General features: G+C 70.8%; 21 protein-coding genes and 1 riboswitch. Of the genes, 11 read left to right on the top strand and 10 right to left on the bottom strand.

The window, feature by feature from the left end; all coding sequences use genetic code 11:
• Nucleotides 1-319: 319 nt before the first annotated feature.
• Nucleotides 320-1,276 (bottom strand): LysR family transcriptional regulator, encoded by a 957-nt coding sequence (locus OG966_RS03990; protein ID WP_326647957.1) that lies wholly within the window; start codon nucleotides 1,274-1,276, stop codon nucleotides 320-322.
• 110 nt (nucleotides 1,277-1,386) lie between these two features.
• On the opposite strand from OG966_RS03990, the gene OG966_RS03985 reads away from it, so the two are divergent.
• Nucleotides 1,387-2,082, top strand: a complete 696-nt coding sequence (locus OG966_RS03985) for a type 1 glutamine amidotransferase domain-containing protein (protein ID WP_326647956.1) — start codon at nucleotides 1,387-1,389, stop codon at nucleotides 2,080-2,082.
• A gap of 301 nt (nucleotides 2,083-2,383) precedes the next feature.
• Nucleotides 2,384-3,601 carry an LmeA family phospholipid-binding protein gene (locus OG966_RS03980; protein ID WP_326647955.1) on the top strand — a complete coding sequence of 406 codons (1,218 nt, stop codon included), beginning with the start codon at nucleotides 2,384-2,386 and terminating at the stop codon, nucleotides 3,599-3,601.
• A gap of 214 nt (nucleotides 3,602-3,815) precedes the next feature.
• Here OG966_RS03980 and OG966_RS03975 read toward each other — a convergent pair whose 3' ends face one another.
• Nucleotides 3,816-4,226, bottom strand: a complete 411-nt coding sequence (locus OG966_RS03975) for a hypothetical protein (protein WP_326647954.1) — start codon at nucleotides 4,224-4,226, stop codon at nucleotides 3,816-3,818.
• A gap of 520 nt (nucleotides 4,227-4,746) precedes the next feature.
• Between OG966_RS03975 and OG966_RS03970 the strand changes: the two genes are divergently transcribed.
• Together OG966_RS03970 and metE are read left to right on the top strand one after the other, a co-directional pair.
• A complete protein-coding gene (locus tag OG966_RS03970) occupies nucleotides 4,747-6,393 on the top strand; it encodes an FAD-dependent monooxygenase (protein WP_326647953.1) in 1,647 nt (548 codons plus the stop codon).
• Nucleotides 6,394-6,483: 90 nt separating this feature from the next.
• Nucleotides 6,484-6,711: riboswitch (cobalamin riboswitch) on the top strand.
• Between the two features lie 160 nt (nucleotides 6,712-6,871).
• Nucleotides 6,872-9,196: a 5-methyltetrahydropteroyltriglutamate--homocysteine S-methyltransferase gene (gene metE, locus OG966_RS03965; protein WP_326647952.1), complete on the top strand. Its 2,325-nt coding sequence runs from the start codon at nucleotides 6,872-6,874 to the stop codon at nucleotides 9,194-9,196.
• Nucleotides 9,197-9,314: 118 nt separating this feature from the next.
• On the opposite strand, the gene meaB is transcribed toward metE, so the two are convergent.
• From meaB to OG966_RS03950, 3 genes are read right to left on the bottom strand one after another with little or no spacing between them, the layout of a single operon-like run.
• Nucleotides 9,315-10,310: a methylmalonyl Co-A mutase-associated GTPase MeaB gene (gene meaB, locus OG966_RS03960; RefSeq protein ID WP_326647950.1), complete on the bottom strand. Its 996-nt coding sequence runs from the start codon at nucleotides 10,308-10,310 to the stop codon at nucleotides 9,315-9,317.
• Between the two features lie 13 nt (nucleotides 10,311-10,323).
• On the bottom strand, nucleotides 10,324-12,537 hold the full coding sequence (gene scpA, locus OG966_RS03955; RefSeq protein WP_326647949.1) for a methylmalonyl-CoA mutase: 2,214 nt from the start codon (nucleotides 12,535-12,537) through the stop codon (nucleotides 10,324-10,326).
• Complete coding sequence (locus OG966_RS03950) at nucleotides 12,537-14,420, bottom strand: methylmalonyl-CoA mutase family protein (RefSeq protein ID WP_326647948.1); 1,884 nt, start codon at nucleotides 14,418-14,420, stop codon at nucleotides 12,537-12,539. The genes scpA and OG966_RS03950 overlap by 1 nt, the downstream gene beginning before the upstream one ends.
• A 160-nt stretch (nucleotides 14,421-14,580) precedes the next feature.
• On the opposite strand from OG966_RS03950, the gene OG966_RS03945 reads away from it, so the two are divergent.
• The gene (locus OG966_RS03945) at nucleotides 14,581-15,003 is read left to right on the top strand and encodes a DUF6629 family protein (protein WP_326647946.1); all 423 of its coding nucleotides are present in this window, start codon (nucleotides 14,581-14,583) and stop codon (nucleotides 15,001-15,003) included.
• Here OG966_RS03945 and OG966_RS03940 read toward each other — a convergent pair whose 3' ends face one another.
• Nucleotides 15,004-16,794 (bottom strand): MFS transporter, encoded by a 1,791-nt coding sequence (locus tag OG966_RS03940; protein WP_326647945.1) that lies wholly within the window; start codon nucleotides 16,792-16,794, stop codon nucleotides 15,004-15,006.
• Nucleotides 16,795-17,019: 225 nt separating this feature from the next.
• On the opposite strand from OG966_RS03940, the gene OG966_RS03935 reads away from it, so the two are divergent.
• The 5 genes from OG966_RS03935 (at nucleotide 17,020) to OG966_RS03915 (ending at nucleotide 18,790) form a co-directional block, all read left to right on the top strand.
• Nucleotides 17,020-17,277, top strand: a complete 258-nt coding sequence (locus OG966_RS03935) for a hypothetical protein (RefSeq protein WP_326647944.1) — start codon at nucleotides 17,020-17,022, stop codon at nucleotides 17,275-17,277.
• Nucleotides 17,278-17,304: 27 nt separating this feature from the next.
• Nucleotides 17,305-17,475: a hypothetical protein gene (locus tag OG966_RS03930; protein WP_326655561.1), complete on the top strand. Its 171-nt coding sequence runs from the start codon at nucleotides 17,305-17,307 to the stop codon at nucleotides 17,473-17,475.
• Nucleotides 17,476-17,574: 99 nt separating this feature from the next.
• Nucleotides 17,575-17,925, top strand: a complete 351-nt coding sequence (locus OG966_RS03925; protein ID WP_326647943.1) for a PRC-barrel domain containing protein — start codon at nucleotides 17,575-17,577, stop codon at nucleotides 17,923-17,925.
• Entirely contained in the window at nucleotides 17,922-18,278 is a 357-nt protein-coding gene (locus OG966_RS03920) for a DUF2000 family protein (RefSeq protein ID WP_326647941.1), read from the top strand. The genes OG966_RS03925 and OG966_RS03920 overlap by 4 nt, the downstream gene beginning before the upstream one ends.
• On the top strand, nucleotides 18,275-18,790 hold the full coding sequence (locus OG966_RS03915) for a hypothetical protein (protein WP_326647940.1): 516 nt from the start codon (nucleotides 18,275-18,277) through the stop codon (nucleotides 18,788-18,790). Before OG966_RS03920 ends, OG966_RS03915 begins: the two co-directional genes overlap by 4 nt.
• 309 nt (nucleotides 18,791-19,099) lie before the next feature.
• Here OG966_RS03915 and OG966_RS03910 read toward each other — a convergent pair whose 3' ends face one another.
• Nucleotides 19,100-20,071, bottom strand: a complete 972-nt coding sequence (locus OG966_RS03910) for an NADP-dependent oxidoreductase (protein ID WP_326647939.1) — start codon at nucleotides 20,069-20,071, stop codon at nucleotides 19,100-19,102.
• Between the two features lie 153 nt (nucleotides 20,072-20,224).
• Between OG966_RS03910 and OG966_RS03905 the strand changes: the two genes are divergently transcribed.
• On the top strand, nucleotides 20,225-20,611 hold the full coding sequence (locus tag OG966_RS03905) for a winged helix-turn-helix transcriptional regulator (RefSeq protein WP_326647938.1): 387 nt from the start codon (nucleotides 20,225-20,227) through the stop codon (nucleotides 20,609-20,611).
• Between the two features lie 212 nt (nucleotides 20,612-20,823).
• Here the strand turns inward: OG966_RS03905 and OG966_RS03900 are convergent, their stop codons facing one another.
• The 3 genes from OG966_RS03900 to OG966_RS03890 form a co-directional block, all read right to left on the bottom strand.
• Nucleotides 20,824-21,768 carry an ornithine cyclodeaminase family protein gene (locus OG966_RS03900; RefSeq protein WP_326647937.1) on the bottom strand — a complete coding sequence of 315 codons (945 nt, stop codon included), beginning with the start codon at nucleotides 21,766-21,768 and terminating at the stop codon, nucleotides 20,824-20,826.
• Between the two features lie 105 nt (nucleotides 21,769-21,873).
• On the bottom strand, nucleotides 21,874-22,758 hold the full coding sequence (locus OG966_RS03895; protein ID WP_326647934.1) for a peptidoglycan-binding protein: 885 nt from the start codon (nucleotides 22,756-22,758) through the stop codon (nucleotides 21,874-21,876).
• Nucleotides 22,759-22,783: 25 nt separating this feature from the next.
• Nucleotides 22,784-24,376 carry a DUF6519 domain-containing protein gene (locus OG966_RS03890; RefSeq protein WP_326647933.1) on the bottom strand — a complete coding sequence of 531 codons (1,593 nt, stop codon included), beginning with the start codon at nucleotides 24,374-24,376 and terminating at the stop codon, nucleotides 22,784-22,786.
• Between the last annotated feature and the right edge of the window lie 37 nt (nucleotides 24,377-24,413).

Here is a 24,413-nt window from a genome sequence, read left to right as displayed (position 1 = left end):
GCCGTCCGGTGGAGGACTTCCGCGTGCGCGAGCCCGCTCCGTGACGGCGGAACGCTTCCGCCGGTCACTGCCTTGCCGCGCGACGCCGGCCGACGGTGGGTCGTGCCGCGCTTCGATATGCGCTGATAGCCACCGTTCGCCCGTCGAGCCGGCGTGTCCGGTTCTCGTCGGGAAGGTGGGGTCCGGATTCGGCGACACGGCGCGAGGCGCCGCTCGCGCGGCGGTCCGAGGACCGCATCGGCGACCGGACACTCGGACCGACTGGGCCGAGTCGTCCGCCGGGGCCCATGGGCATACCGGCCCGAGCGCGGCGGTGACCTCACCAGGTGCGGGCCTCGCGCAGCAGACGGTCGCGGACCAGGGCGAGGTGCGGGTTGTCCGGGATGCCGGGGCGCTGGACGAGATAGCCGGTGTTGATCGGCGGGTCGTCGGGCGTGAGCAGCGGCACCAGCGCGCCGGCGGCGAGCTCCCCCTCGCAGAGATAGCGGGGGAGCACGGTGATCCCGGCCCCGGCGGCGACCGCCGAGAGCACACCGCGCAGATCGGGGACCGTCAGCGCGGCCTGCCCGCTCAGGCGGGTGCCGAAGACATGGCGCCAGTAGCGGCGCGCTATGGGCAGGTCCTCGGCGTATGTCACGAGAGGGGCGCCGCGCAGGGCGGCCGGTCCGTCTGTCGCGACCCTGTCCGGGCCGATCCGTTCCGCCCACCGCGGCGAGGCGACCAGGACGAACTCCTCGTCCATCAGTGGTACGGCGGTGAGAGAGCGGCCGCGCGGGCGCATGGTGGAGACGACCAGGTCGTAATGGCCGACGCGCAGGCCGTCGAGCAGTTCGTCGGTGAGACCGGTGCCGACCCGGAGCCGTACCCCCTGCTCCACCAGGGGTGCGAGGGCGGGCAGCGCGCGTACGCAGAGGAGCTCGGCGGGGCCGGCCAGATGGACCGGACCGGCGGAGGTCTCCTCTCCGATGTGACCGCGGGCAGCGACGGCAGCGAGGGCGTCCAGCGGAGCGGCGATCTGTGCGGCGAGATCGTCGGCGACCGGGGTGGGAGCGACTCCACGAGGCAGCCGCTCGAAGAGTTCACGGCCCAGCTGCCCCTCCAGGGAGCGGATCTGGGTGGTGACGGTGGGCTGGGACAGACCGAGCAGACGGGCGGCCGCGGTGAACGAACCGGCCCGGTGCACGGCGAGGAAGGTCCGCAGCAGGGTCAGATCGAGCGGCCCGTCGGAAGCCGGAGCCCGTATTCCCGACAATCCATTTGGTTCCCTATGGCTCATAGTAAAAAGCCTATTGGATCCCAATGACCGAGCGGTCTACGGTCGAAGACATCAGCAAGATGAGGGCCTGCGCATGGAACGTCGGGCGCCGGCGGACGGAGAGATACGAGATGGCGAAGATCCTGTTTGTGATCACCGGTGTGGACTACTGGACGCTGGCCGACGGCACCCGCCACCCGACCGGCTTCTGGGCGGAGGAGGCCGTGGCCCCGTACAAGGCCTTCACCGGAGCAGGGCACGAGGTCGTCGTCGCCACGCCGGGCGGCGTTGTGCCCACCGTGGACAAGGCGAGCCTCGCGCCCGAGGTGAACGGCGGCCAGGAGAACGCCGACGCGATCGCCGCCGAACTCGAGTCGATCACCGCGCTGCGGCAGCCGCTCAAGCTGGAGGACGTCGACCTGGCCGACTACGCCGTTGTCTTCTACCCGGGCGGCCACGGCCCGATGGAGGACCTGGCAGTCAGCGCCGAATCCGGCAGGCTCCTCACCGCCGCCCTGGACTCCGGCAAGCCCCTCGGTGTGGTCTGCCACGCCCCGGCCGCGCTGCTCGCCGCGAAGCGCGAGGACGGCAGCTCGCCGTTCGCCGGCTACCGGCTGACCGGTTTCACCAACGCGGAGGAGACTCAGGCGGGCCTCGCGGACAGGGCGAAGTGGCTGCTCCAGGACCGACTGACCGAGATCGGCGTGGACTTCCGGGAGGGCGAGCCGTGGGCCCCGAACCTGGCCGTGGACCGCAACCTCTTCACCGGTCAGAACCCGGCATCCTCCGCCCCGCTCGCAGACGAGATCCTCAAGGCGCTCGGCTGACCGCACCATCGGCGCGCCGGGGTCGGTCGTCCACCCCTACGTCCACCCCTACGTCCGCGACAAGGACGACGCCTTCCGCCGGCTCGCCGGGCGCCCGCACGCGCCGGGCGCTCGAGCGGGTCCGGCGGCCGCGACCGCGGGCTTCCCTCCGGAAACAGCCGGCTCTTCGGTGACGTCTGTCACGCAATCGGCGGTGCGTACGGCGCCGACCGCCTCAGGAGTCGCCGATCTTTGGCTCAAACCATTACATACGCCTGGTAGGACTTGCGTTCGAGGGTGGCCCGCGTGGTGGGATGAGGCGATGCGACCCCCCACACGCATACAAGCGCATTCACGAAATCCGTACGAAGAACTCGCCCAACTGTCGGATCCGGAACCCGACTTCAGCGTCTACGACCCGCTCGACCCACTCGAACTCGGGCTCACCCCGGACCCTGACGACGACGACTGGACACCGCCCAACCACCGTGGCAGGAGCCGGCTCTCGGCGCTTCCGGCCGTGGTGAAGCTGGCCGCCGCCGTCCTCGTGTGCACCGTCTGCCTGCTGCTCGCCGACCGGCTCGCCCAGTCGTACGCCCAGAGCAAGGCGGCGGACAAGCTCCAGAAGTCGCTCGGACTCGCCACCAGGCCGGATGTCGACATCCACGGATTTCCGTTCCTCACCCAGCTGATCGACGAGCGGATCGACCAGGTCGACGTCACGGTGCCCGACGTCTCCGCCGATCGGGTCTCACTGGCCGAGGTGCGGGCCACCGCCAAGGACATACGCATCGTCGGCGACGCGCCGACCTCGATCAAGGGCGCCGTCATCGGCGAACTGGACGGCGAGGTGCTGCTCTCCTTCGACGACCTCAACCGCGAACTGGGCGCCTCGCAGCTCCGCTTCACCGGAAGCGGAGCCGACGGAGTGCGCGTGAACGGTGAACTCGACGTCGCCGGACAGGATCTGCGTGTACAGGCACGTGCCCGCATCCAGCGCGACAATGAACGGGCTCTCACCACCACTCTCGACGGCATGCAGCTCGACATTCCCGGTGTGGCCACCTACCGGCCGGGCAAGGACCCGGTCCACTCCGGCCTACGGCTGCACCGCGAGGCGGCCGAGCGGATCAGCCGTGAAGCGGCTCGCGTGAAGGGTCTGCTCGCAGTGCCCGCGGTGGTCGACCGGCTCGGAGTGTCCAAGGAGCAGGTCCGCCGGGCGCTGCGGAGCGAGGAGGAGCTCCACCGGCTCACCAACGCGCCGAAGTTCATCGAACGCCTGATGAAGGTCAATCTCGTCGATGTGGTCCTTGACCATCCGCAGCTGCTGCGGAAGGCGGGCATCGACCCCGGATTGGTCGAGGCGCTGCTCGCACTCAAGCCGCCGGAGCTCTCGGAGCGGCTCTCCCTCTCGTTCGAACTGCCGGACTCGCTCAAGGAGTTGAGACTGCAGAACATCACCGTGGAGCGCGATGGCATCAAGGCCCGGGTGAGGGGATCCGGTCTGCGCGTCGGGCAGGGTGCGTCCAGCGGTTCGTGACGCACCCGGACGGCCTGTGCGGTACGAGTCCGGTCCGTCACCCGCCTGTCGGTGTGCCCCCACGAGCCGGAGCCGTCTGCGCCCCAGGCCGTCCCACCCTGCGAGGGCAGAGCGCGGAGAGCGCCGTGTGTGGCCCGTCCGGCGGGCCACACACGGCGCACGCCTTACAACCGCCCGCGCCGTCGAACCGGGCGGCCGGCTACGCGCTCCGCGGTCAGCCGGGGCTGCCGCAGTACCAGCCACCGGCCGACGTGCAGACAGTGATACGGATGCTGTCGACCTGGTTCGGAGTGAGCCTGCGGTACGACACGCTCTTCGTCGTGCCGTTGGTGGCGGAGCCGTTGGCCCGCTCGTTGAAATGGAGGTAGCCGCCCGACTTCCACTCCCGCCAGCTGACGTACACGTACGTGGTCGAAGGATTGCTCCTCTTGTCCGTGACGTTGCCCGATAACGTGAAGCCGTTGCCGACCGTAATGCGGCCCCGGCCGCTGCCGAAGTCATTCCTCGCCGACCAGTCGCGGTCACTGTCGGCAGCGCCGGCGGCGCCCGAGCCGGCGACGACCGTCGCCAGCGCGAGAGCAGTGGAAGCGAGCCCGGCAGCAAGGTGCCGGTGACGTGTGGCCATGATGTGTCCTCTCGTTCGATCCCTCCAAGGCGCAGTGGCGCGCCTTCGGAGCCATGGCGATGGGGAGGGGTCCGAGCCTTTCGAAAGGCACCCACCTGCGGCAACGGGTTTCACCGTCCCGGACAGCGTGGGAATTGTCCGGGCTGGTCCGGCCGTTGTCCGGGACAACCGCCGGCGCCACACACCCGGCAGCTCCACCGACTCCACCGGTGTCGGTGGCCGGTCCGGCCGTGGCCGACGGATCTGCGACACAGTGTTCCCACCCTGCGATCTCAACAAGGACCCGGACTGAGCCGACGACCGTGGCCCGCGTGAGTAATGACGCGGGCGGCCGTCGTCGGCGGCGCCCCCGGCCGGCCATGTCAGGCGATCCCCCAGGTAGGGAGGACCGGCCGCCGGCGCCTCGGTGGGAGTGAGAGCCTCCGAGCTCGCCCGGCGGCCGGCGGTGGCTCGGAACCCCCGTGCGGGCGACCATGTAGGTGGATCCGCTCATACCGGGGGCCACTCGCCGGGAGACGCCATGGTGCACACCGACGTCGCGGACGTACTGATCGCGGGCGCCGGCCCCGTCGGGCTGACCGCAGCCGTGGAGCTGCGGCGGCTCGGGGCAACCTGCCGCCTCGTCGACCGGCTGCCGGCCAGGTTGCCGTACGCGAAGGCAGTGGGCATCCAGCCACGCACCCTGGAGATCTGGGACCGGATGGGTCTGGTTCGGGCCGCGCTGGAAGCGGCCGTCCCGATGCGCGGGCAGCTGACATACATCAACGGCGCCGAGCAGGCCCGGCTCGACCTCGCGCTGCCGCCCGAGGTGCCGTACGGCTTCGCCGCGCTGCCGCAGTACGAGACCGAGCGCATCCTCGAGGAGTTCCTGACCCGCTTCGGGACCGGGATCGAGCGCGGCACCGAGCTGGTGTCATTCGCCCAGGACGCCGACGGGGTGACCAGTCGGCTGGTCACCCCCTCCGGGGAGGAGGAGGTCCGCTCCCGGTTCCTGGTGGGCTGCGACGGTGCGCACAGCGTCGTCCGCAGGGAACTCGGGCTCACCTTCGAAGGGGGCGCCTTCCCCGAGGAGTACATGCTCGCCGATGTGGAGGTCGACTGGGACCTGCCGCGCGGGTACGGCGTACGCGCCATGCACCATGGTGCCGACGGCGCCGTCGACGACCTGCTGGTGTGTATCCCGCTGCCCGGCGAGCGCAGGTACCGGATGTCGATGCTGGTGCCGCCCGAGCTCTCGGCCTCCCGCCAGGCCGGGGGCGGCGACCGGAGACGGGACGGGGTGGCGCACGGCCTGGAGGGCGGCCCGACCCCGTCGCTCTCCGACATCCAGGCGGTCCTGGACCGGCTGGCGCCGCAGCCGACCACCGCCTCCGCCATGCGCTGGTCCTCGGTGTTCCGGATCAGCCACCGACTGGTCGACCGGTACGGCGACGGCCGGGTCTTCGTCGCCGGGGACGCCGCGCACATCCATCCGCCGACGGGCGCGCAGGGTATGAACACCGGCATCCAGGACGCGTACAACCTGGCCTGGAAGCTCGCCCTCGCGGCCCAGGGTGCCGCGCATCCGCGGCTGCTCACGAGCTACGACGCCGAGCGCCGGCCGGTGGGTGAGGAGGTCGTCGGCCGCACCGTCCGGCACGCCGCCGAGGGCGTCCAGGCCGACCCGACCGACCCGGCGACGCTGCTGCTGCGCGAGGCGCAGCTGCTCGTCGGCTACCGCGGCAGCCCGATCGTGGGGCGCCCTTACCCCAGCCGCGACAACGGGCCCGGCCCCCAGCCCGGCGACCGGGCCCCGGACTGCGGCGGCCTCACCGGGGAGATCACCGAGTACCCGCTGCGGCTGTACGACCTGCTGCGGGACCGCGGGCACCTGCTGCTGCTGTACGGGAACGGCGATGCGGGCAAAACGTTCGATGAACTCGCCACTGTGGCCAGGGAGTTGTCGCAGGACAAGGTGGAAGCATGCGCGGTGCTCGCCGACGGCGAGCCGGCCGGGACACGGCTGCCGGTGTACCACGACGGCCGCGGCGAGTTCCGGCAGCGCTACGGGGTGCAGGATCCGACGGCATTCGTGGTGCGCGCGGACGGCTACCTGGGCGCCCGGCTCTCCCCGCCGACTGCCCAAGAACTGGCCGCTCACCTCGCCGGCGTATTCCGGACCGGCTGAGCAGGCGCTCCCGCTCAGATCCAGCGAGGTGAGCGGAGCTTCTGGCCGTCCGATATGTGGGCGCGGTGTTACGTGTGAGGTGGGCAGAGCCTAGGCTGGACCCGCAGCTGGTTCGCCCTGTCCTCCAGACAGGCGCGTCGCAAGAGGGAATCCGGTGGGAATCCGGAACTGCCCCGCAGCGGTGAGCGGGAACGACCGCCGTCTTACGCACTGGCCCCGGAAACGGGTCTGGGAAGCGACGGCCAGTAGGTGCCTTCGTACAACGAGAACGAAGGCGAGCCCGCAAGTCCGAAGACCTGCCACTGCCCGTGCGCGAACGCGCGCGGAGATCTCGGTGACCTCGTGGGCGGGTCGGCGGCGGTACGGGCAGGCACAGGCACATCCAACAGGTGTGCGGCCGCTGCCCCGGTTGCCATTCCTTCGCGTCCCACGACCTGTTCCGGGGTCGCCCGACGAGAGACTCGCGAAGGAGAGTTCCGTGTCCACATCTGCAGCCGCAGGAGCCCGGGCCACTGTTTACGGCTACCCGCGCCAGGGCCCGAACCGGGAACTGAAGAAAGCCATCGAGGGCTACTGGAAGGGCCGCGTCGGCGCCGACGCCCTCCGGGAGACCGCCACCCAGCTGCGCCGGGCCAACTGGCAGCAGCTCGCCGACGCCGGAATCCACGAAGTACCCACCGGCGACTTCTCGTACTACGACCATGTCCTGGACACCAGCGTCATGGTCGGTGCCGTGCCCGACCGTCACCGCGCGGCCTTCGAGGCCGACACGCTCGACGGTTACTTCGCGATGGCCCGCGGCACCCAGGATGTCGCGCCCCTGGAGATGACCAAGTGGTTCAACACCAACTACCACTACCTGGTCCCCGAACTCGGCCCCGGCACCGTCTTCACGGCCAACCCGGCCAAGCAGGTCGACGCGCTCAAGGAAGCCCTCGCGCTCGGTCATACGGCACGCCCGGTGCTCGTCGGGCCGATCACCTATCTGCTGCTCGCGAAGCCCGCGCCGGGAGTCCCCGCCGACTTCGAACCGCTCACTCTTCTGGGCCGGCTGCTGCCGGTGTACGCCGAGGTGCTGTCCGACCTGCGGACCGCGGGAGCGCGATGGGTGCAGCTCGACGAGCCGGCTCTGGTCCAGGACCGGCTGCCGGCCGTGCTGAACGCCGCGGCCCGCGCCTACCGCGACCTGGGCGCGCTCACCGACCGGCCCAAGCTCCTGGTCGCCTCCTACTTCGACCGGCTCGGCGAAGCCCTCCCCGTGCTGGCCAAGGCGCCGGTCGAGGGCCTGGCACTCGACTTCACGGGCGCCGGTGCCGCCAACCTCGACGACCTCGCCGCTGCCGGAGGTCTGCCCGGCAAGCGGCTGATCGCCGGAGTCGTCGACGGCCGCAATGTGTGGATCAACGACCTGGGGAGGTCCATGGCCACACTCGCCACCCTGCTCGGCCTGGCCGGCCGGGTGGACGTGGCGCCTTCCTGCTCGCTGCTGCACGTGCCCCTCGATGCCACCGCGGAGCGCGATGTGGACACCCAGGTCGCCCGCTGGCTGGCCTTCGCCCGCCAGAAGACGCACGAGGTCGTCACTCTGGCCCGTGGCCTGACCGAGGGCTCTCACAGCATCGCCGCCCAACTGGCGGCCAACCGGGCCGATTTGTTGTCCCGTTCCACCTCCGCCCTCACCCACGACCCCGCCGTGCGTGCCCGCAGTGCGGCAGTCACCCGGGCGGACACCCGCCGCAGCCTCCCGTACACCGAGCGCGCCACGGCCCAGCGCGCCCGCCTCGGTCTGCCGCCGCTGCCCACGACCACGATCGGCTCGTTCCCGCAGACCACCGAACTGCGCACCGCGCGAGCGGACCTGAGGGCCGGGCGCATCGGCACCGACGGGTACAACGAGCGGATCGAGGCCGAGATCCGCGAGGTCATCTCCTTCCAGGAGAAGACCGGAATCGACGTTCTCGTACACGGCGAGCCCGAACGCAATGACATGGTCCAGTACTTCGCCGAGCAGCTGAGCGGCTATCTCGCGACGCAGCAGGGCTGGGTCCAGTCGTACGGCACCCGCTATGTCCGGCCGCCGATCCTGGCCGGCGACATCTCCAGGCCCGAGCCGATGACGGTGCGCTGGACGTCGTACGCACAGTCGCTGACCGACCGCCCGGTCAAGGGCATGCTCACCGGTCCGGTCACCATGCTCGCCTGGTCCTTCGTCCGAGACGACCAGCCGCTCGCGGAGACCGCCCGTCAGGTCGCTCTCGCCCTGCGCGAGGAGGTCAACGATCTCGAAGCGGCGGGCAGTTCTGTGATCCAGGTGGACGAACCCGCCCTGCGCGAGACGTTGCCGCTGCGGAGTGCGGACCATGAGGCCTATCTGTGCTGGGCGACCGAGTCGTTCCGCCTCACCACCAGTGGGGTGCGTCCGGACACCCAGATCCATACGCACATGTGCTACGCCGAGTTCGGTGACATCCTCCAGGCCATCGACGACCTCGATGCCGACGTCATCAGTCTGGAGGCCGCCCGTTCCCATATGCAGGTCGCCGACGAGCTCTCCACCGCCGGTTATCCGCGTGAGGTCGGACCGGGCGTCTACGACATCCACTCGCCGCGCGTCCCGAGCGCGGACGAGGCAGCGACCCTGCTGCGCAAGGGACTTGAGGCCATTCCCGCCGAGCGGCTGTGGGTCAATCCCGACTGTGGTCTGAAGACCCGCGGCTGGCCCGAGGTCCGTACCTCACTGGAGAACCTGGTGGCCGCGGCCCGCGCCGTCCGTTCCGGAATCCGTGGCGCGACCGCTTCCTGAGCCGTACGGGTCCGGGCCGTACCGGCCCGGGCCGTACGGGTCCTGAGCCGGGTCCGGGCGGCACGGTGCTGAGCGGTACGGGTCCGGGGCGGGCCGCATCGGACCCGCATCGGACCCGCTACCGCTGCTGCGGGCGCTGAAAGGCGTCGAGGATCCGTTCGGCGGCGAGCGTTGCCGTCAACTCCCCGTCCCGTACCTGCTGTTCGAGGCCGGGAGCGAGCGTGCGCACCTCGGGATGGTTGCGCAGCCGGTCCCGCAGCTCGTCGTGGACCATCGTCCAGGCCCAGTCGATCTGCTGGTCGCGGCGCTTGGCCGCGAGCCTGCCGGTCGAGTCCAGCAGCGCCCGGTGCTGCTCCAGCCGCTCCCAGACCGTGTCGAGACCGGTGCCCTCGCGGGCACTGCAGGAAAGGACCGGTGGAGTCCACGCGGCGTCGGCGGAGTGCATCAGCCGCAGCGCACCGGCGAGTTCACGCGCGGCGGAGCGGGCATCGCGCTCGTGCGGACCGTCCGCCTTGTTGACCGCGATCACGTCGGCCAGCTCCAGCACACCCTTCTTGATGCCCTGGAGCTGGTCTCCGGTACGGGCGAGGGAGAGCAGCAGGAAGGAGTCCACCATGTTGGCCACGGCGGTCTCCGACTGGCCGACGCCGACGGTCTCCACGAGCACCACGTCGTAGCCCGCGGCCTCCGTCACGATCATGGTTTCGCGCGTCGCCTTGGCCACCCCGCCCAGCGTGCCCGAGGTGGGGGAGGGTCGTACGAACGCCGCCGGATCCACCGCGAGCCTCTCCATCCGGGTCTTGTCGCCCAGGATGGAGCCGCCGGTACGGGTCGATGACGGGTCGACGGCAAGCACCGCGACCCGGTGGCCGAGGCCTGTGAGCATCGTGCCGAGCGCGTCGATGAAGGTGGATTTGCCCACACCGGGAACGCCGCTGATCCCCACCCGCCGTGCCGTCCCGGAGAACGGCAGCAGCTCCGTCAGCAGCTGCTGGGCGAGAGCACGGTGATCGGCCCGGGTGGACTCGACGAGAGTGATGGCGCGGGCGATGTACGCCCGCGACCCGTCACGTACGCCCTTGACATAGGTGTCGATGTCGATCGTGGGAGGCATCCGGGGCACAGTCTCACAACTCGTGGCCGAGCGAGGCGGCGAGCGTCCTCACCAGGTCCTTGGCGGCGTCCGGGATCACCGTGCCGGGCGGGAAGACGGCTGCCGCTCCGGCCTCGCGAAGGGTCTGGACGTCCTGGGGCGGAATCACGCCGCCCACGACGATCATGATGTCTTCCCGTCCCTCGGCGGCCAGTTGCTCCCGCAGCGCGGGCACCAGCGTGAGATGCCCGGCGGCCAGCGAGGAGACACCGACGATGTGCACGTCCGCCTCGACCGCCTGACGGGCCACCTCTTCCGGCGTCTGGAACAGCGGGCCGACATCCACGTCGAAGCCGAGGTCGGCGAAGGCCGTGGCGATCACCTTCTGGCCGCGGTCGTGGCCGTCCTGGCCCATCTTGGCGACCAGGATGCGCGGCCGGCGGCCTTCCGCCTTCTCGAAGTCCTCGACCAGGGTGCGGGTGGCGTCAACCGCCGGGGAGGTGCCGGCTTCGTTTCGGTACACACCGGAGATCGTACGGATCTGGCCCGAGTGCCGTCCGTACACCTTCTCCAGAGCGTCGGAGATCTCACCGACGGTCGCCATCGCCCGCGCCGCGTTCACCGCCAGCGCGAGCAGATTGCCCTCCAGGCCACCGCCCTGGCCCGGGCCCGCGCCCGCCTCCGCGGAGGCGGTCAGCGCGCGCAGCGCGTCCTGGCAGGCGGCCTCGTCCCGCTCGGCGCGCAGCCGCCGGAGCTTCTCGATCTGCTGCGTGCGCACCGAGGAGTTGTCGACCTTGTGCACGTCGATCTGCTCGTCGGTCTCGACCCGGTACTTGTTCACGCCGATGACGGGCTGACGCCCGGAGTCGATGCGTGCCTGTGTACGGGCCGCGGCCTCCTCGACGCGCAGCTTGGGGATTCCGGCGTCGATGGCCTGCGCCATGCCGCCGGCCGCCTCGACCTCCTGGATGTGCTGCCAGGCCCGGCGGGCGAGGTCGTGTGTCAGCTTCTCGATGTACGCGCTGCCGCCCCAGGGGTCGATGACCCGGGACGTCCCGGACTCCTGCTGCAGCAGCAGCTGGGTGTTGCGGGCGATACGCGCGGAGAAGTCGGTGGGGAGCGCCAGCGCCTCGTCCAGGGCGTTGGTGTGCAGCGACTGCGTATGTCCCTGAGTGGCGGCCATGGCCTCCACGCAGGTGCGGGTGACGTTGTTGAAGACGTCCTGGGCCGTCAGCGACCAGCCCGAGGTCTGGCAATGGGTGCGCAGCGAGAGCGACTTGGCGTTCTGCGGCTCGAACGTCTTCACCAGCTTGGCCCACAGCAGCCGCGCGGCCCGAAGCTTCGCGATCTCCATGAAGAAGTTCATGCCGATCGCCCAGAAGAACGACAGCCGCGGGGCGAAGGCATCCACGTCGAGTCCCGCGCCGATGCCCGCCCGCAGATACTCCATACCGTCGGCGAGGGTGTACGCCAGCTCCAGGTCGGCCGTGGCTCCGGCCTCCTGGATGTGATAGCCGGAGATGGAGATGGAGTTGTAGCGGGGCATCTTCTGCGAGGTGTAGGCGAAGATGTCCGAGATGATCCGCATCGAGGGCCGGGGCGGATAGATGTAGGTGTTGCGGACCATGAACTCTTTGAGGATGTCGTTCTGGATGGTCCCGGCCAGCTTCTCGGGCGGTACGCCCTGCTCCTCGGCGGCCACGATGTACAGCGCCAGCACGGGCAGCACGGCGCCGTTCATCGTCATCGACACGCTCATCCGGTCCAGCGGAATGCCGTCGAAGAGCTGACGCATGTCGTAGATCGAGTCGATGGCCACACCGGCCATACCGACATCGCCCGTGACCCGCGGATGGTCACTGTCGTAACCGCGGTGGGTCGGCAGGTCGAAGGCGACCGACAGACCCTTCTGCCCGGCGGCGAGGTTGCGCCGGTAGAAGGCGTTGGACTCTTCGGCGGTGGAGAATCCGGCGTACTGACGGATCGTCCACGGCTGGTTGACGTACATCGTCGGGTACGGGCCGCGCAGATACGGCGCGATACCGGGGTACGTGCCGAGGAAGTCGACGCCGGCCAGATCCCCTCCGGTGTACAGCGGTTTGACGGGAATGCCCTCGGGGGTGTCCCACACCAGGTCGCCGTCGCCCTTGCCGGTGCTCTCCTTGACAGCCGTACGCCACTGGTCCTCGGTGGCCCCGCGCGCGTCGCCGGGCCCGAGCTCGATTCCTGAGAAGTCCGGGATCCCCATCACGCCACTCCGATTTGGTCGAGGACGGAGGTGAGGACGGCGACCGCGTCGCTGCCCGCGACGACGAACTCGTCGACCCCGGCCCGTTCGTACGTCTCACGCTGCTCACCCGGACGGCCGGCGAGATACACCCGCGACGCGCCGGCCGACTTGAGCGCTTCTGCCACCGGCCCGGCCTGCTCGGCGTACAGGGCATCGCTGGAGCAGATGCACGCCACCGCGGCGCCGCTGCGGACGAAGGCCTCGGCGGCCGAGTCCGCGTCGACGGAGACCGGATCGTGGACCGCTTCGATGCCGCCCGCCTGGAAGAGGTTGACGGCGAACGAAGCGCGCGCGGTGTGCGCGGCAGCCGGACCCAGCGCCGCTAGGAAGACCCGCGGCCGGGCGCCGGTGGCGGCGAGGTGCCCGTCCGAACGGGCCCGCAGCGTTTCGTACGCCTCGTCGCGGCGTACCTTCGGCAGACCGCCGGACGGCGCGGCGGGCGCGGCGTCGCGCTCGACGGGCGCCTGGGCCAGCAGCGGGTACTCGCTCACACCGGTGATCGGTTCGCGCCGCTTGGCCAGGTTCTTCTTACGGCTCTCCCAGGTGGCGCCGAGCCGCTCGGCGACCAGACCGCCGCGCAGCGCGGCCTCCTGGCCACCGGCGCGCTCGATCTCCTGGAACCAGGCCCAGGCCGCCTGCGCGAGTTCGTCGGTGAGCTGCTCCACGTACCAGGAGCCGCCGGCCGGGTCGATGACCCGGCCCACATGCGACTCCTCGAGCAGGATCGTCGAGGTGTTGCGGGCGATCCGGCGGGCGAAGCCGTCCGGGAGTCCGAGCGCGTGGTCGAAGGGCAGCACGGTCACGGCGTCGGCGCCGCCGACGCCCGCGGCGAGCGAGGCGACCGTGGTGCGCAGCATGTTCACCCACGGGTCGCGCCGGGTCATCATCACCGGAGAGGTCACCGCGTGCTGGCGCTGTGCCCCGGCGGCGGCATCGGCCCCGCAGGCCTCGGCGACGCGGGCCCACACCCGGCGGGCGGCGCGCAGTTTCGCGATCGTCAGGAACTGGTCGGCGGTGGCCGCGTACCGGAACTCCAGCTGGCCGCAGGCCGCTTCCACGGACAGCCCGGCAGCGGTGAGGTCCCGCAGCAGCGTGACGCCGGTGGCCAGCGAACAGCCCAGCTCCTGAGCGGCCGAGGCGCCGGCCTCGTGGTACGGCAGCGCGTCGACGGTCACGGCCCGCAGTCCGGGGTACTTGCCATGGCAGAGCACGCCGAGCTCGGTCGCGGCCGCAGTGAGTTCGGCGATGTTCTCGTACTGCCCGGTGCGTGCGGCGTGTCCCAGCGGATCGGCACCGAGGTTGCCGAGCGCGGCCTCGGGAGCAATCCCGCGCTCCTCGTACAGCCGCAGCAACTCCTGTGCGGCGGCGTCGAATTCGGCTCCGGCATCGAGGACGACGGGAGCCAGGTCGAGATAGACGCCGTCCAGAGCCGCGCCGAGCCCGGAGACCGGCACGCCGGCCTGGCCGACGGCCAGCCACACCGAGCCGACCCCGTTCTCCAGGTCCGCGAGCACGGCTTCGTTCGTGCGTACCGGATCGGGCCGTTCATGGCGTTGGCGTACGTCCCAGCCGGAGACCGCTCCGCCTTCCGGCCTGCCGCCCCGGGTGAAGGGCGCGAAGCCCGGATACCCGGCGCGGTCGGCGCCGTCGCGTGCGGTGTACAGCGGACGGGTGGTGAGCCCGTCCTCGAGTGCCGTGGACAGCACGTCCTCGGCCGCCGTGTCCGGGATGTCCTTGCCAGCCTTGCGCAGCACGCCGGCCACCAGGGCCTGCCACTGCTCGTGGGTTGCATCCGGGAATTCGGCGGCCAGCGAAAACCCGTCTTCGGGGAGGACCGTCATGCTCAGATGTTAGGTCAAGCCCGCAAAGGTGCAGCAGGGGAAAGGGCTGTGACCTTGCACTCTTCAGCCCGCCCTTGATCCGTTGCGCCCGATGCCCTATCCGGTCCTCCGCCTGTGCCAGGCTTGATCGACCTCACTTCCCCGCCCCTGGATGACGCCCATGTGCTGGAGCGCGACTGCTGACCTCGTGGGCGGCACCGGCATTGCCGCGATCGGGGTGGCCTGTGTCGTACAGGCGCCGCGGGTCCGCGACCTGCCGCTCGCCGCACTGCCGTTGCTTCTCGGCACCCACCAGATCGTCGAGTCCGCCGTCTGGCGCTCCGGCGGCGGTACGGGCCCGGCGACCGTGGTCTGGGCGATCATCGCGCTGCCCCTGCTGCCGGTGTGGGTGCCGCTCGGGGTGCTGCTTGCCGGTGATCCGGTGCTGCGCCTGCTCGGTCTGCTGGCCGCGGCCGGGGCGGTGGCCAGCGCGGTGCTGTGGCGGCTGGAGTTCGTATCCACCTGGTGCGCGCTCGCCGCGGTGGCCTCTGTCGTCGTACTCGGCTGGGCGCGGCGGCGTCCGGCGGACCGGGCACCGGGCTGACTACGACGACATCGCGCCCCGGCGCGCAGGTGAGTTCGCCGTCAGGACCAGATCCGTCTCGACCGTCGGTCCGCCCCCGTCGTACGCGACCGGACAGGCGTGCGGCGCGTAACCGGTCGCCGAGCCGGCCAGCACATAGCTGCCGTCCGCCGGCGCGGCCAGTGTGTAACGGCCGTCCTGGTCCGCCGCGGTCAGTCCCGCCTGCCTGCCCCGCCCGTCGATCAGCGTCACCTTCGCCCCCGGTACGGGAGCGCCTCCGGCATCCTGCACCAGACCCCGGAACCCCGCGGACCCGTCCGCGGATTCCGGCTCCTGGCCGCTCTCGTCCTCGCTGCTCGCCCGCAGCCGCGGCCGCATCGCGTCCTTCTGCGAGGGCAGGAATGCGGCGAGTACGAGACCGATGACCACGGCGCCGGTGGCGATCAGGAAGGAGATACGGAAGCCGTTCATGCTGGGCACGAGCACCGAACCCATCGGCACCGCCGTGTGTGCCAGGACCATGCCGATGACCGCGCTCGACACCGAGGTGCCGATCGAACGCATGAGCGTGTTCAGGCCGTTGGCGGCGCCGGTCTCCGACGGATCGACAGCCCCGATGATCAGAGCGGGCAGCGACGAGTACGCGAGGCCGATACCGGCCCCCAGCACCACGGAAATGACCACGGTCTGCCAGGCCGCGCTCATCAGGCCGAGCCCGGCGCCGTAGCCGATCGCGATGACCAGCATGCCGAGCACGAGCGAGACCTTGGGGCCGCGCTGCGCGGATATCCGTGCGTACAGCGGGGCGACGAACATCATCGTCAGGCCGAGCGGCGCCACGCACAGGCCGGCCACCACCATCGAACGGCCGAGGCCGTAACCGGTCGACTCCGGCAGCTGCAACAGCTGGGGCAGGACCAGCGAGACGGCGTAGAAGGCGACTCCGATCATGATCGAGGCGAGGTTGGTCAGCAGTACCTCGCGCCGCGCGGTGGTCCGCAGGTCCACCAGCGGAGCGGCGCTCCTCAGCTCCCACATGCCCCACAGTCCGAGAATGACCGCGGCGGCGCCGAACAGTCCCAGCGTGGTGGAGGAAGTCCAGCCCCAGTCGCTGCCCTTGGTGATCGGCAGCAGCAGAGAGACGAGCCCGGCGCTCAGTCCGATCGCTCCGGGCAGATCGAAGCCGCCCCCGGCACGGAGCGACGTTTCGGGTACGACGAACACGGTGAGCAGCATCGACAGCACGCCGAGGGCGGCCGCGCCGAAGAACAGCGTGTGCCAGTCGGTGTGCTGGGCCACCAATGCCGCGGCGGGGAGTGCGAGTCCGCCACCCACCCCGATCGACGAACTCATCAGTGCCATCGCCGAGCCGAGCCGCTCGCGCGGCAACTCGTCACGCATGATGCCGATGCCGAGCGGGATGGCACCCATGGCGAAGCCCTGAAGAGCCCGGCCGGCGATCATCGTCACCAGGTCGTCGGTGAATCCGCAGATGAGTGAACCGACCACCATCACGGCGAGGCTCGCGAGCAGCATCCGTCGCTTGCCGTACAGGTCACCGAGCCGCCCCATGATCGGGGTGGCGACGGCGCCGGCGAGCAGTGTTGCCGTCATGACCCATGTCGCGTTCGCCGGAGTGCTGTTCAGCAGCGTCGGCAGGTCCTTGATGACCGGTACGAGCAGGGTCTGCATCACCGCGACGGTGATCCCCGCGAACGCGAGGACAGGGACGACGCCCTTGGTTCTGCGCGCCGCTATGTCCCGCAACTCCCTGTGTGCCCCGGCGGGCTGTTCGGTTGTGGTCTGCGGCATGCGTGCGGCCTCCGGGGCGGGAAGGTGTGGGAGCGCGTCGGGACGAGGTCCGGCGGACAGCGGCGGCCGCCAATTGCGTGCACGGTGAACGTTTCCTCGGCAGGGCTTATTCCGGGGCGGCTGATTGATTGATCACGTGCCGTTCGGGTACCCGTCGCCGCAGCGGAGTGCTGATGCCCCGAACGCAGCTCCTGCGGCACGGCTTCCGTGGATGGAGGAGGACCCATGACCGACCGCCGACCGGAAGGTCCCGAAGAGACCGGGACGGAACCGGACAGGCAGGTGCCGAAGGACCTGCCCGATCAGCAGGCGCACGACGGCTTCGACCCGCTGGACGTGCCCCGCCCCGAAGAGACGGACGACGAAACGACCGATACGGACCTGAGCCTGCCGGATGTGGACCAGACGGGTGCCGGCCGCGGATCGCCGCGAAGCGGCTCCGTACATCCCGAGCAGCCGGTCCCGGACGAACCCACCGGCTGAGGTCCGGAAGCCATCGAGCACCACCGGGTGGGTCCGAAGGAGGCACCCTTCCCGGGGCCGGGCCGCCGGTGCCCTGGATGGGCGGAAGCGGAGCCGCTGCGCCGCCTGCACTCCGGCCACATCGGGGACTGCGTCGCCTGGGTGCTCGCCGGCATGGCGCTCCTGGCGGCCCTGGCCCTGCCCTGCCTCGTCACCTGACTCGGAAGGGGATGCCGGCTGTCGGAGAACGAATCCGGTCGAATGAGAACAGCCTCTCCCGGGTACCCGCCCGCACGCCGGGGGAGTGAGGAGGTCGTCATGGGTGCCGAGATCTGGGTCTACCGCGAAACCGCGGGATATGTTCCCGGAGCGCAGCTCACCGGCTACAAGGTCGAGGCGTCCGACGGGACGGTCGGAAAGATCGACAAGCACACGGAGGACGTGGGCCGCTTGTACATCGTGGTCGACACAGGTCCCTGGATCTTCGGTGGGCGCGTCGTGCTGCCTGCGGGCCTTGTGACGAGAATCGACGCCGAGAAGGAGACGGTTCATGTCTCCTGCGGCAAGCGGGAGCTCAAGGACTCGCCCGCCTTCGAGAGCGGTCAGCACGAGGACGACATCACGTTCATCACGCTCGTCGAGCAGTACTACTCGAACCGCGACGTGTGAGCCGGCCGCGCTGCTGGGTGGAACGCTGCCCGGTGCGCTGCTCGCGGTCGGCGGGTGCGGTGCGGCGCGGTGAGAACGCCGCGGCATGCCTGGCCGCGGCCGTCGGCGAGGCCCTCCCGGACCTGCTCGGCGGCCACGGACATGACGGCTCGGGCATCGTCCACCCGGGCCTGCCCCGGTCTGGCTGCCTGGTGCTCGCCGCCGACGCGGCGACCCTCCACGCGCTGCGTGAGAAGACCGCCGGTGTCGCCGGTCCGGGTGATTGCTCCCCGGACCGACCGGCTGCCAGCATGGGCCTGTGCTTATGTTCCCGAGCTGGGTATGGCGAGGCGGTCCGGTCCGCAGGGCGGTGAGCATCGGCCTTCCGGTCGGTGTCTTCTTCGGGGTATTCGTGCTCGCCGAGTCCGGATCATGGCTGGGCGCAGTCGTGGCGGCCCTCTTCCTCATCCCCTTCTCCGGAATCAGGATGGCCCGCCGGATGAGCAGAGCCTGGCCCGGAGCCAATGACCTGGACTCCGCCGACCGGGTAGCGGTGGTTCGCGCCACCCGGCGTGGTGAGGACACCGGCGACGCCCGACTCGCGCCCGCCGTCATCGACTACAGCGGCGCGTTGCGGACAGCCCGGGAACGAGACCGCCTCCTCCAATGGGTGGTCCTGCTCTTCGCCGGAGTCGCTGTGGCCCTCGCGGTGGGCGACACCCTCACGGGATCGACCCGCGATGCCCTGGTGTCGTGGCTGTGGGTCGCGATCTTTCTCGTGGAACTGATCTGGTGGCCCAGGGAGCAGGCTCACATCATGTCCAATGCGGAACAGGCGGAGAGGTCAGCCCGCCACGTATTGCGACAGAACTCGCCCGGCGAGTGAGACAAGTTGTTCCCCGATCCCGCGGAGTCGTTCCCGGTCCTCCCTCACACGGAGCGCGTTGCGAGGAGCTGAGACAGCCGAACCAGTGCCCAGCCGCCGCTGTCGCCAAGGGGTCGGTGCTGCCCGTGAAGCTGTGGCATTTTCCGGTTCCCCGGATCAGGACCCGCAGCTCGCGGGTGTACGACGAGTACCTCGACCGTCCGGCCGGGACGAAGAGCGAGGATCCGACGTACCGAGCGATAGTCGCGTCGGGCCGGGCACCGGGTGAGCAGGCTCGCCGGGAAGCTCCCCCGCTGGGCCGAGGCCGCCTCAGTCGGTGACGCGCAGTACCAGCTTGCCGCGGGTGCGGCTCTCCTCGCCCCGGCGGTGCGCCTCGGCGGCGTCCGCCAGCGGCAGCACGTCCTCGACCTCGACGCTCACCACGCCCTTGTCGATCAGCGACGCGATCCTGGTCAGCGCCGTGCCGTCCGGTTCCACCAGGAAGGGCATCGCCCGCAGACCTTGTGCGGAGGCCGTCTCCAGCAGTTCGGGAGAGACACCCGACGGCACGGCGACGATCGTGCCGCCGGGGCGCAGGGTCTTCAGCGAACGGGTGCTGGTCGAGTCCTGCCCGTCGCCTACGAGGTCGATGACGAGGTCGACGTCATGCACCGCCTCCTCGAACCGGACCCGGGTGTAGTCGATCAGCTCGTCGGCGCCGAGCGAGCGCAGCCAGTCGTGCTTGGCGGCCCGCGCGGTGCCGATGACGTGCGCGCCGAAGTGCTTGGCGAACTGCACGGCGAAGTGCCCCACGCCGCCGGCCGCCGCGTGGATCAGCACCCGCTGTCCCGCCTCGATCCGCGCGGCGTCGGCGAGTGCCTGCCAGGCGGTGAGCGCCGCCAGTGGCACCGCGGCGGCGTGGTCGTGGTCGACGGCGGCGGGCTTGCGTGCGAACTGCCGCGAGGGCGCGGTCACATACTCCGCGTACGCACCGGCCTGGCGCGGGAACCAGGGCATGCCGTACACCTCGTCGCCGACCTCGAGCGTGTGGACGCCGAAGCCGACCTCCTCCACGACTCCGGACACGTCCCAGCCGAGCACGAACGGTGGCTCGCCCAGCACCTGCGCCATGCCACCGCCCTCGCGGGTCTTCCAGTCCACCGGGTTCACACCCGCGGAACGCACCCGCACCAGCACCTCGGTGGGCAGGGGCTCGGGCCGCGGCACCTCGGCGAGTCGCAGTACCCCGGGTCCGCCGAAGCTGTCCTGGGTGATCGCGCGCATGGTCTGAATGCTGCTCATGTGGTTCTCCTGCAAGGCGTGCCGGGGTGCTCGCGCACGGCCCGGTCGGCTGATCATCGACGCCCGAAAGCTACCTGTGGGGTAGTGGTAACCCGCAAGGGACACTACTATCCCTCAGGAAGTATTGAGGTCACCGCGCGGGAGGCACCGTTCATGTCCATTCCCTGTACGACGGGGCAGCACGACGATCACGATGTCTTCGCGGCGGAGTGCCCGTGCCGTGATGTCCTGGACGTCCTGGCCAGCAAGTGGTCGGCGCTGGCCATCGGTGCCATGGCGGAGGGCCCGCAGCGCTTCGGCTCGCTGCAGCGGCGGCTCCAGGGTGTCAGTCCCAAGGTGCTGACCAGCACCCTGCGCAAGCTGGAGCTCCACGGCTTCGTCGACCGAACTGTGTATCCGGCCGTGCCGCTGCATGTCGAGTACGAGCTGACGGAGCTGGGGCGCGGTGTCGCCGTGCCGCTGGGTCAGCTGCGCGGCTGGGTGGAGCTGCATCTCGACGAGATACGCTCCGCCGGGGCCGACGAGCCTGCCCGCGGCTGAGCCGGGGACGGGCCTGGGGACGCCGGGTGGGGGCCGGATCGGCGGTGCCGTGTCAGTGGGCGGTGGCGGGGCCGCAGAGCTGCTCGTCGTCCAGCGCCGCACCTCGGGCGCGGTGCCGGCGGCGGCGCACGGATCCGCTGAGAGCGGCGTCGGCCTGATCCCGTTGCTCCGGCCGCAGCAGGGCTTGCCCCCGCGGGCGGACGGCGCTGCTTCTAGAGCACGCCCCGGCGGACGTGCGCCTCGTAGACGACACCGGCGACGACCAGGTCCTCCCAGGCCATGCCGACACTCTTGAAGAGCCGGGGCCGCGAGTCGTCGGTCGCGACCGTACCGCGGGCGAGGTCCGCAAGGGCGACGAGGGCATCGGCCTCCAGTGCTCCGGAGCCGATGGCCAGGATGACGTCGCCCGCCTCGCGCAGTGCCGCGCCACGCGCCTCGACGACCACCGTCGAGCGGCGCACCGTCTCGTCGTCGACCTCGCGGGCATCCGGTTCGTGGGAGCCGACGGCGACGACGGTCGCGTGCGCGGACAGTGCCGACCCGTCGAACAGCGGCGTGCGCGCGGTGGTGCAGCAGGCCACCAGATCCGCCTGCGCCACCGCGTCCGCCGTGCCCGCTTCCACCACAGGATCCGAATCCCCGTACCGCTGAAGGAAGCCGGCGAGCCGGTCGAGATCGCGGCCGACCACCGTGATGTGCCGGAGCGGGCGGACAGCACGCAGCGCGTCGATATGACTGTGCGCCTGCGGTCCGGTGCCGAAGACGACGAGACGCTCGGCGTCCGGTACGGCGAGGAGGTCGGCGGCGGCCGCCGAGACGGCCGCCGTACGGATGGTGGTCAGCGCGACACCGTCGAGAACGGCCAGCGGGCCGAGCGTCTCCGCGTCCAGCAGCAGGTAGTTGCCCTGGATGCGAGGCAGTCCGACGGCGGGGTTGCACGGTGCCACGGTGGCGATCTTGACGCCCGCGTAACGGCGGGAGTGAGACGGCATCAGCAGCAGCTGTCCATGGTCGACCGGGACCACCGTGCGGGCGGGATCGGCCTCCGGGTCGAGCCCGTCGCGCAGCGCGTCCTGGAGCGCGGCGATCGCCACCGCCGTGGGCAGGGCCGCACGTACCTCGTCGGCTCCGATGACCACGGTCGCGCCCTTGCCCATATGCCCTCCTGCCGGAAGCCGGTCATCCCCCGGTGAAACGCTACAGGGCACGCAACGGCCGGGCGGCCCTCGTCCGACGAGGGCGTCCCGGCCGGCAGGGTGCGGTCACACGTTGGGCACCTTGAGCTTGTCCCAGCTCGACTTTCCCGGGATGCCGTCGGCGTCGCTCCCCGAGAAGCCCAGCTTGCGCTGCCACGCGGCGTACGACTTGCGGTCCGCCTCCGACCAGTCCGGACCGGGGCCCACCTCGTACCGGCCGCAGCCCTCGGCCACCAGTCTCTTTCCCATCGCCGTGATGATCGGACTGTGCCGTCCGGCCTGGAAGAACGCGGCACCGGGGAACGGCTCGAACGCCGCCGGGGGCTTCGGCGCCGGCGGCTTGGTCGGGCCGCCCGGCTTACCGGCCAGCCGCGCCTTGATCCGGGCGCGCATCGAGTCCATCGTGAATCCGCGCGGGTCGATCTTCCCCGGCTGCCACTCCTTGTGCCCGATCACCGAGCGCTGCGACCAGCCGTGCGCCCGGCACAGGGCGGCCGCCGCCTTTTCGATGGCCTCCAGCTGGGCCGCGGGCCACGGGTCCGTGCCATTGCCGAGGTTGACGCACTCGAAGCCGTAGAAGTACCGATTGCCGTCGGTGTTGGCCTCGTTGTCGCCGGGCAGCGCCGTTTCGTTGATCACCGCGCGCAGGACGTCGTCGTCGCCGAGCCCCGCGTGGTTGGCGCGCCCGTTGCCGACCATGTGGATGGTGCCGTCCTTGGCGATCACGCCGTGGCACAGCGGCCCCGGCAGACTCGAGTGGCCGTTGTAGCAGATGTCCACGGAGTTCTGGGTGCCCGAGGTCACGGTGTGATGGATCATCACGCCGTGCATGGGCCCCCAGGGACCCTTGTGGTTGCGGTTGTGCGTGCGCCAGCTCCGGTGCTCGACGACCTGAAGCCCTTCGTCACGAAGGGCCTTGAGCAGTTTGTCGGCGGACAGGGGCGTTGCCATCGTGGTGCTCCTTCCTGGTGCTGCGTCAGTTCTCCGGCTGTCCCTCGTCGTCCTGCCCCGCCGTCTGCGTGCCCGAACCGGCCGCGGCGGCAGTCTCGGCAGCCGCGGCCTCCGCCTCGGCCGAGGCCTCCGCCGCCAGCGCCTCCTCGTCCGCGGCCGGGACGACTTCCGCCAGCGGCCCGAACGTCATCCGCAGATCCGCGACCGACCCCTCGCCCAGTACCCAGGCCAGCGGCGCGTAGTGCACCTGAATCCCGGCCGGGGCCTGCAGCAGCGGCCGGCGCGCCGCATCCGTCGGCCACTCGACACCGCCCGTCGCCGTACGCGCCGGAACGGTCCAGAAGTCACCGGACCGGTATGTCCTGCCCGGCTCGAAGTAGACGAGAACGCCGTCCTCGAGCGGCAGCCAGCCGCCCTCCTCGATCCGGATCGCGCCGTTGCGCAGCTTCGATGCGCCCTGCTTCGTACGGCCGGAACCGCTCGTGTGCCGGGAGGCACCCGACCGGTGGTCCCAGCGCCGCAGGAAGGGGTGGAGTCCGGGGCGCCTGCCGACCGAAGGGTCGGGCTCGCCCGAGAGCCGCACCCGGCGGCCCGGCAGGTCGACCTCCTCCACCCGCAGCAGCGGCAGCGGTTCCCCGCGGCTGGTGTAGGCGGTGTCCACGAACTCGACCACGTCGCCGACGTTCAGATCGAGCTTGGCGTCACTGCCGAGTGACGCCAATTCCACCCATGTGCCGTCGAGTTCGTCGACCGGGAAAGTCACCGAGCCATTCTCACGGGACCATTTGAAGGTCGCGTCCTTCGCCGCGCCGCCCTCGTGGATCTCCACGCGGTACATCTGGTTCTCCTGGCCCCGGTACCGGGCGTCCGGCCTCACCAGGCACGGGTCCTCGTCCGCGTGCTCGGGACGCTCGCTGCGCGCCGCCATCCGAGCGGTCGGCGCCTGCGCCGCGGCCCACTTCGCGAACGCCGCACGGACCTGGTCCTTGGTCGCCCCGTCCTCGAGCTCCAGTTGCGAGCCGGCCAGCGGCAGCACCTGCCAGACGACCTTCAGCCGGGCCGCCGTGTCGGGCATCGCGGAACCCAGCGCCACCTCTCGCAGCAGCGGGTCCTCGGCCGCGGTGACCGAGCGCTCCCACACCTTCAGACAGGCGAGATACGGGAATTCGGTCGGCAGCCGGTCGCCGGGGCGCTCCGGGTCCCGGTGGCCGTCCGGCTGGTCCCAGTACGTCCAGGTGGCCGGCTGCTGTGCTTCGGCGGGCGTGTCCGAGTCGCCTTCCTCGGCGCTGTGCGCGTCGTGCCCGTCGTCGACGACCGGCACGCCGGGCAGCGGGCGGTTCGCGTCCAGCAGGATGCCGTCCACGTAGTAACGGCCGCCGCCGATGGTCAGATCGTCGAGTTCCCGGCCGCCGCCCACGAAACCCAGCGCGAAGCCGGTGGCCCCGCGCGGGCCGCCGTGCTGTCCGATCAGATCGGCAGCGGTGGTACGGGCCTGCACCAGCTGGATCGCGGCCTGTTCATTGGCGTCCGCATCGAGCTGTACGCGGCCCTGCTGTGCGATCACCGCCGAGTAGTGCCGGTCGGGCCGGAAGGTGATGCGGGAGATGTCTGCGTGCATGGGAAGGGGTCCCCCTCAGGATTGGGCGGTGGAAGTC

Origin of the sequence: Streptomyces sp. NBC_01750 (assembly GCF_035918095.1) — a bacterium.
GTDB lineage: Bacteria > Actinomycetota > Actinomycetes > Streptomycetales > Streptomycetaceae > Streptomyces.
The sequence above is the reverse complement of the archived record's forward strand: the minus strand, read 5'-3'. Positions and strand labels throughout refer to the sequence as shown.

Bases quoted from the DNA above. Each gene is read 5' to 3' on its own strand.
- OG966_RS03940 (WP_326647945.1), bottom strand. From the start codon at position 16,794: ATGCCGCAGACCACAACCGAACAGCCCGCCGGGGCACACAGGGAGTTG.
- OG966_RS03950 (WP_326647948.1), bottom strand. From the start codon at position 14,420: ATGACGGTCCTCCCCGAAGACGGGTTTTCGCTGGCCGCCGAATTCCCG.
- meaB (WP_326647950.1), bottom strand. From the start codon at position 10,310: ATGCCTCCCACGATCGACATCGACACCTATGTCAAGGGCGTACGTGAC.
- OG966_RS03900 (WP_326647937.1), bottom strand. From the start codon at position 21,768: ATGGGCAAGGGCGCGACCGTGGTCATCGGAGCCGACGAGGTACGTGCG.
- OG966_RS03935 (WP_326647944.1), top strand. From the start codon at position 17,020: ATGACCGACCGCCGACCGGAAGGTCCCGAAGAGACCGGGACGGAACCG.
- OG966_RS03985 (WP_326647956.1), top strand. From the start codon at position 1,387: ATGGCGAAGATCCTGTTTGTGATCACCGGTGTGGACTACTGGACGCTG.
- OG966_RS03890 (WP_326647933.1), bottom strand. From the start codon at position 24,376: ATGCACGCAGACATCTCCCGCATCACCTTCCGGCCCGACCGGCACTAC.
- OG966_RS03945 (WP_326647946.1), top strand. From the start codon at position 14,581: ATGTGCTGGAGCGCGACTGCTGACCTCGTGGGCGGCACCGGCATTGCC.
- OG966_RS03910 (WP_326647939.1), bottom strand. From the start codon at position 20,071: ATGAGCAGCATTCAGACCATGCGCGCGATCACCCAGGACAGCTTCGGC.
- OG966_RS03980 (WP_326647955.1), top strand. From the start codon at position 2,384: ATGCGACCCCCCACACGCATACAAGCGCATTCACGAAATCCGTACGAA.
- OG966_RS03990 (WP_326647957.1), bottom strand. From the start codon at position 1,276: ATGAGCCATAGGGAACCAAATGGATTGTCGGGAATACGGGCTCCGGCT.
- OG966_RS03905 (WP_326647938.1), top strand. From the start codon at position 20,225: ATGTCCATTCCCTGTACGACGGGGCAGCACGACGATCACGATGTCTTC.
- OG966_RS03975 (WP_326647954.1), bottom strand. From the start codon at position 4,226: ATGGCCACACGTCACCGGCACCTTGCTGCCGGGCTCGCTTCCACTGCT.
- scpA (WP_326647949.1), bottom strand. From the start codon at position 12,537: ATGGGGATCCCGGACTTCTCAGGAATCGAGCTCGGGCCCGGCGACGCG.
- OG966_RS03970 (WP_326647953.1), top strand. From the start codon at position 4,747: ATGGTGCACACCGACGTCGCGGACGTACTGATCGCGGGCGCCGGCCCC.
- OG966_RS03925 (WP_326647943.1), top strand. From the start codon at position 17,575: ATGGGTGCCGAGATCTGGGTCTACCGCGAAACCGCGGGATATGTTCCC.
- OG966_RS03895 (WP_326647934.1), bottom strand. From the start codon at position 22,758: ATGGCAACGCCCCTGTCCGCCGACAAACTGCTCAAGGCCCTTCGTGAC.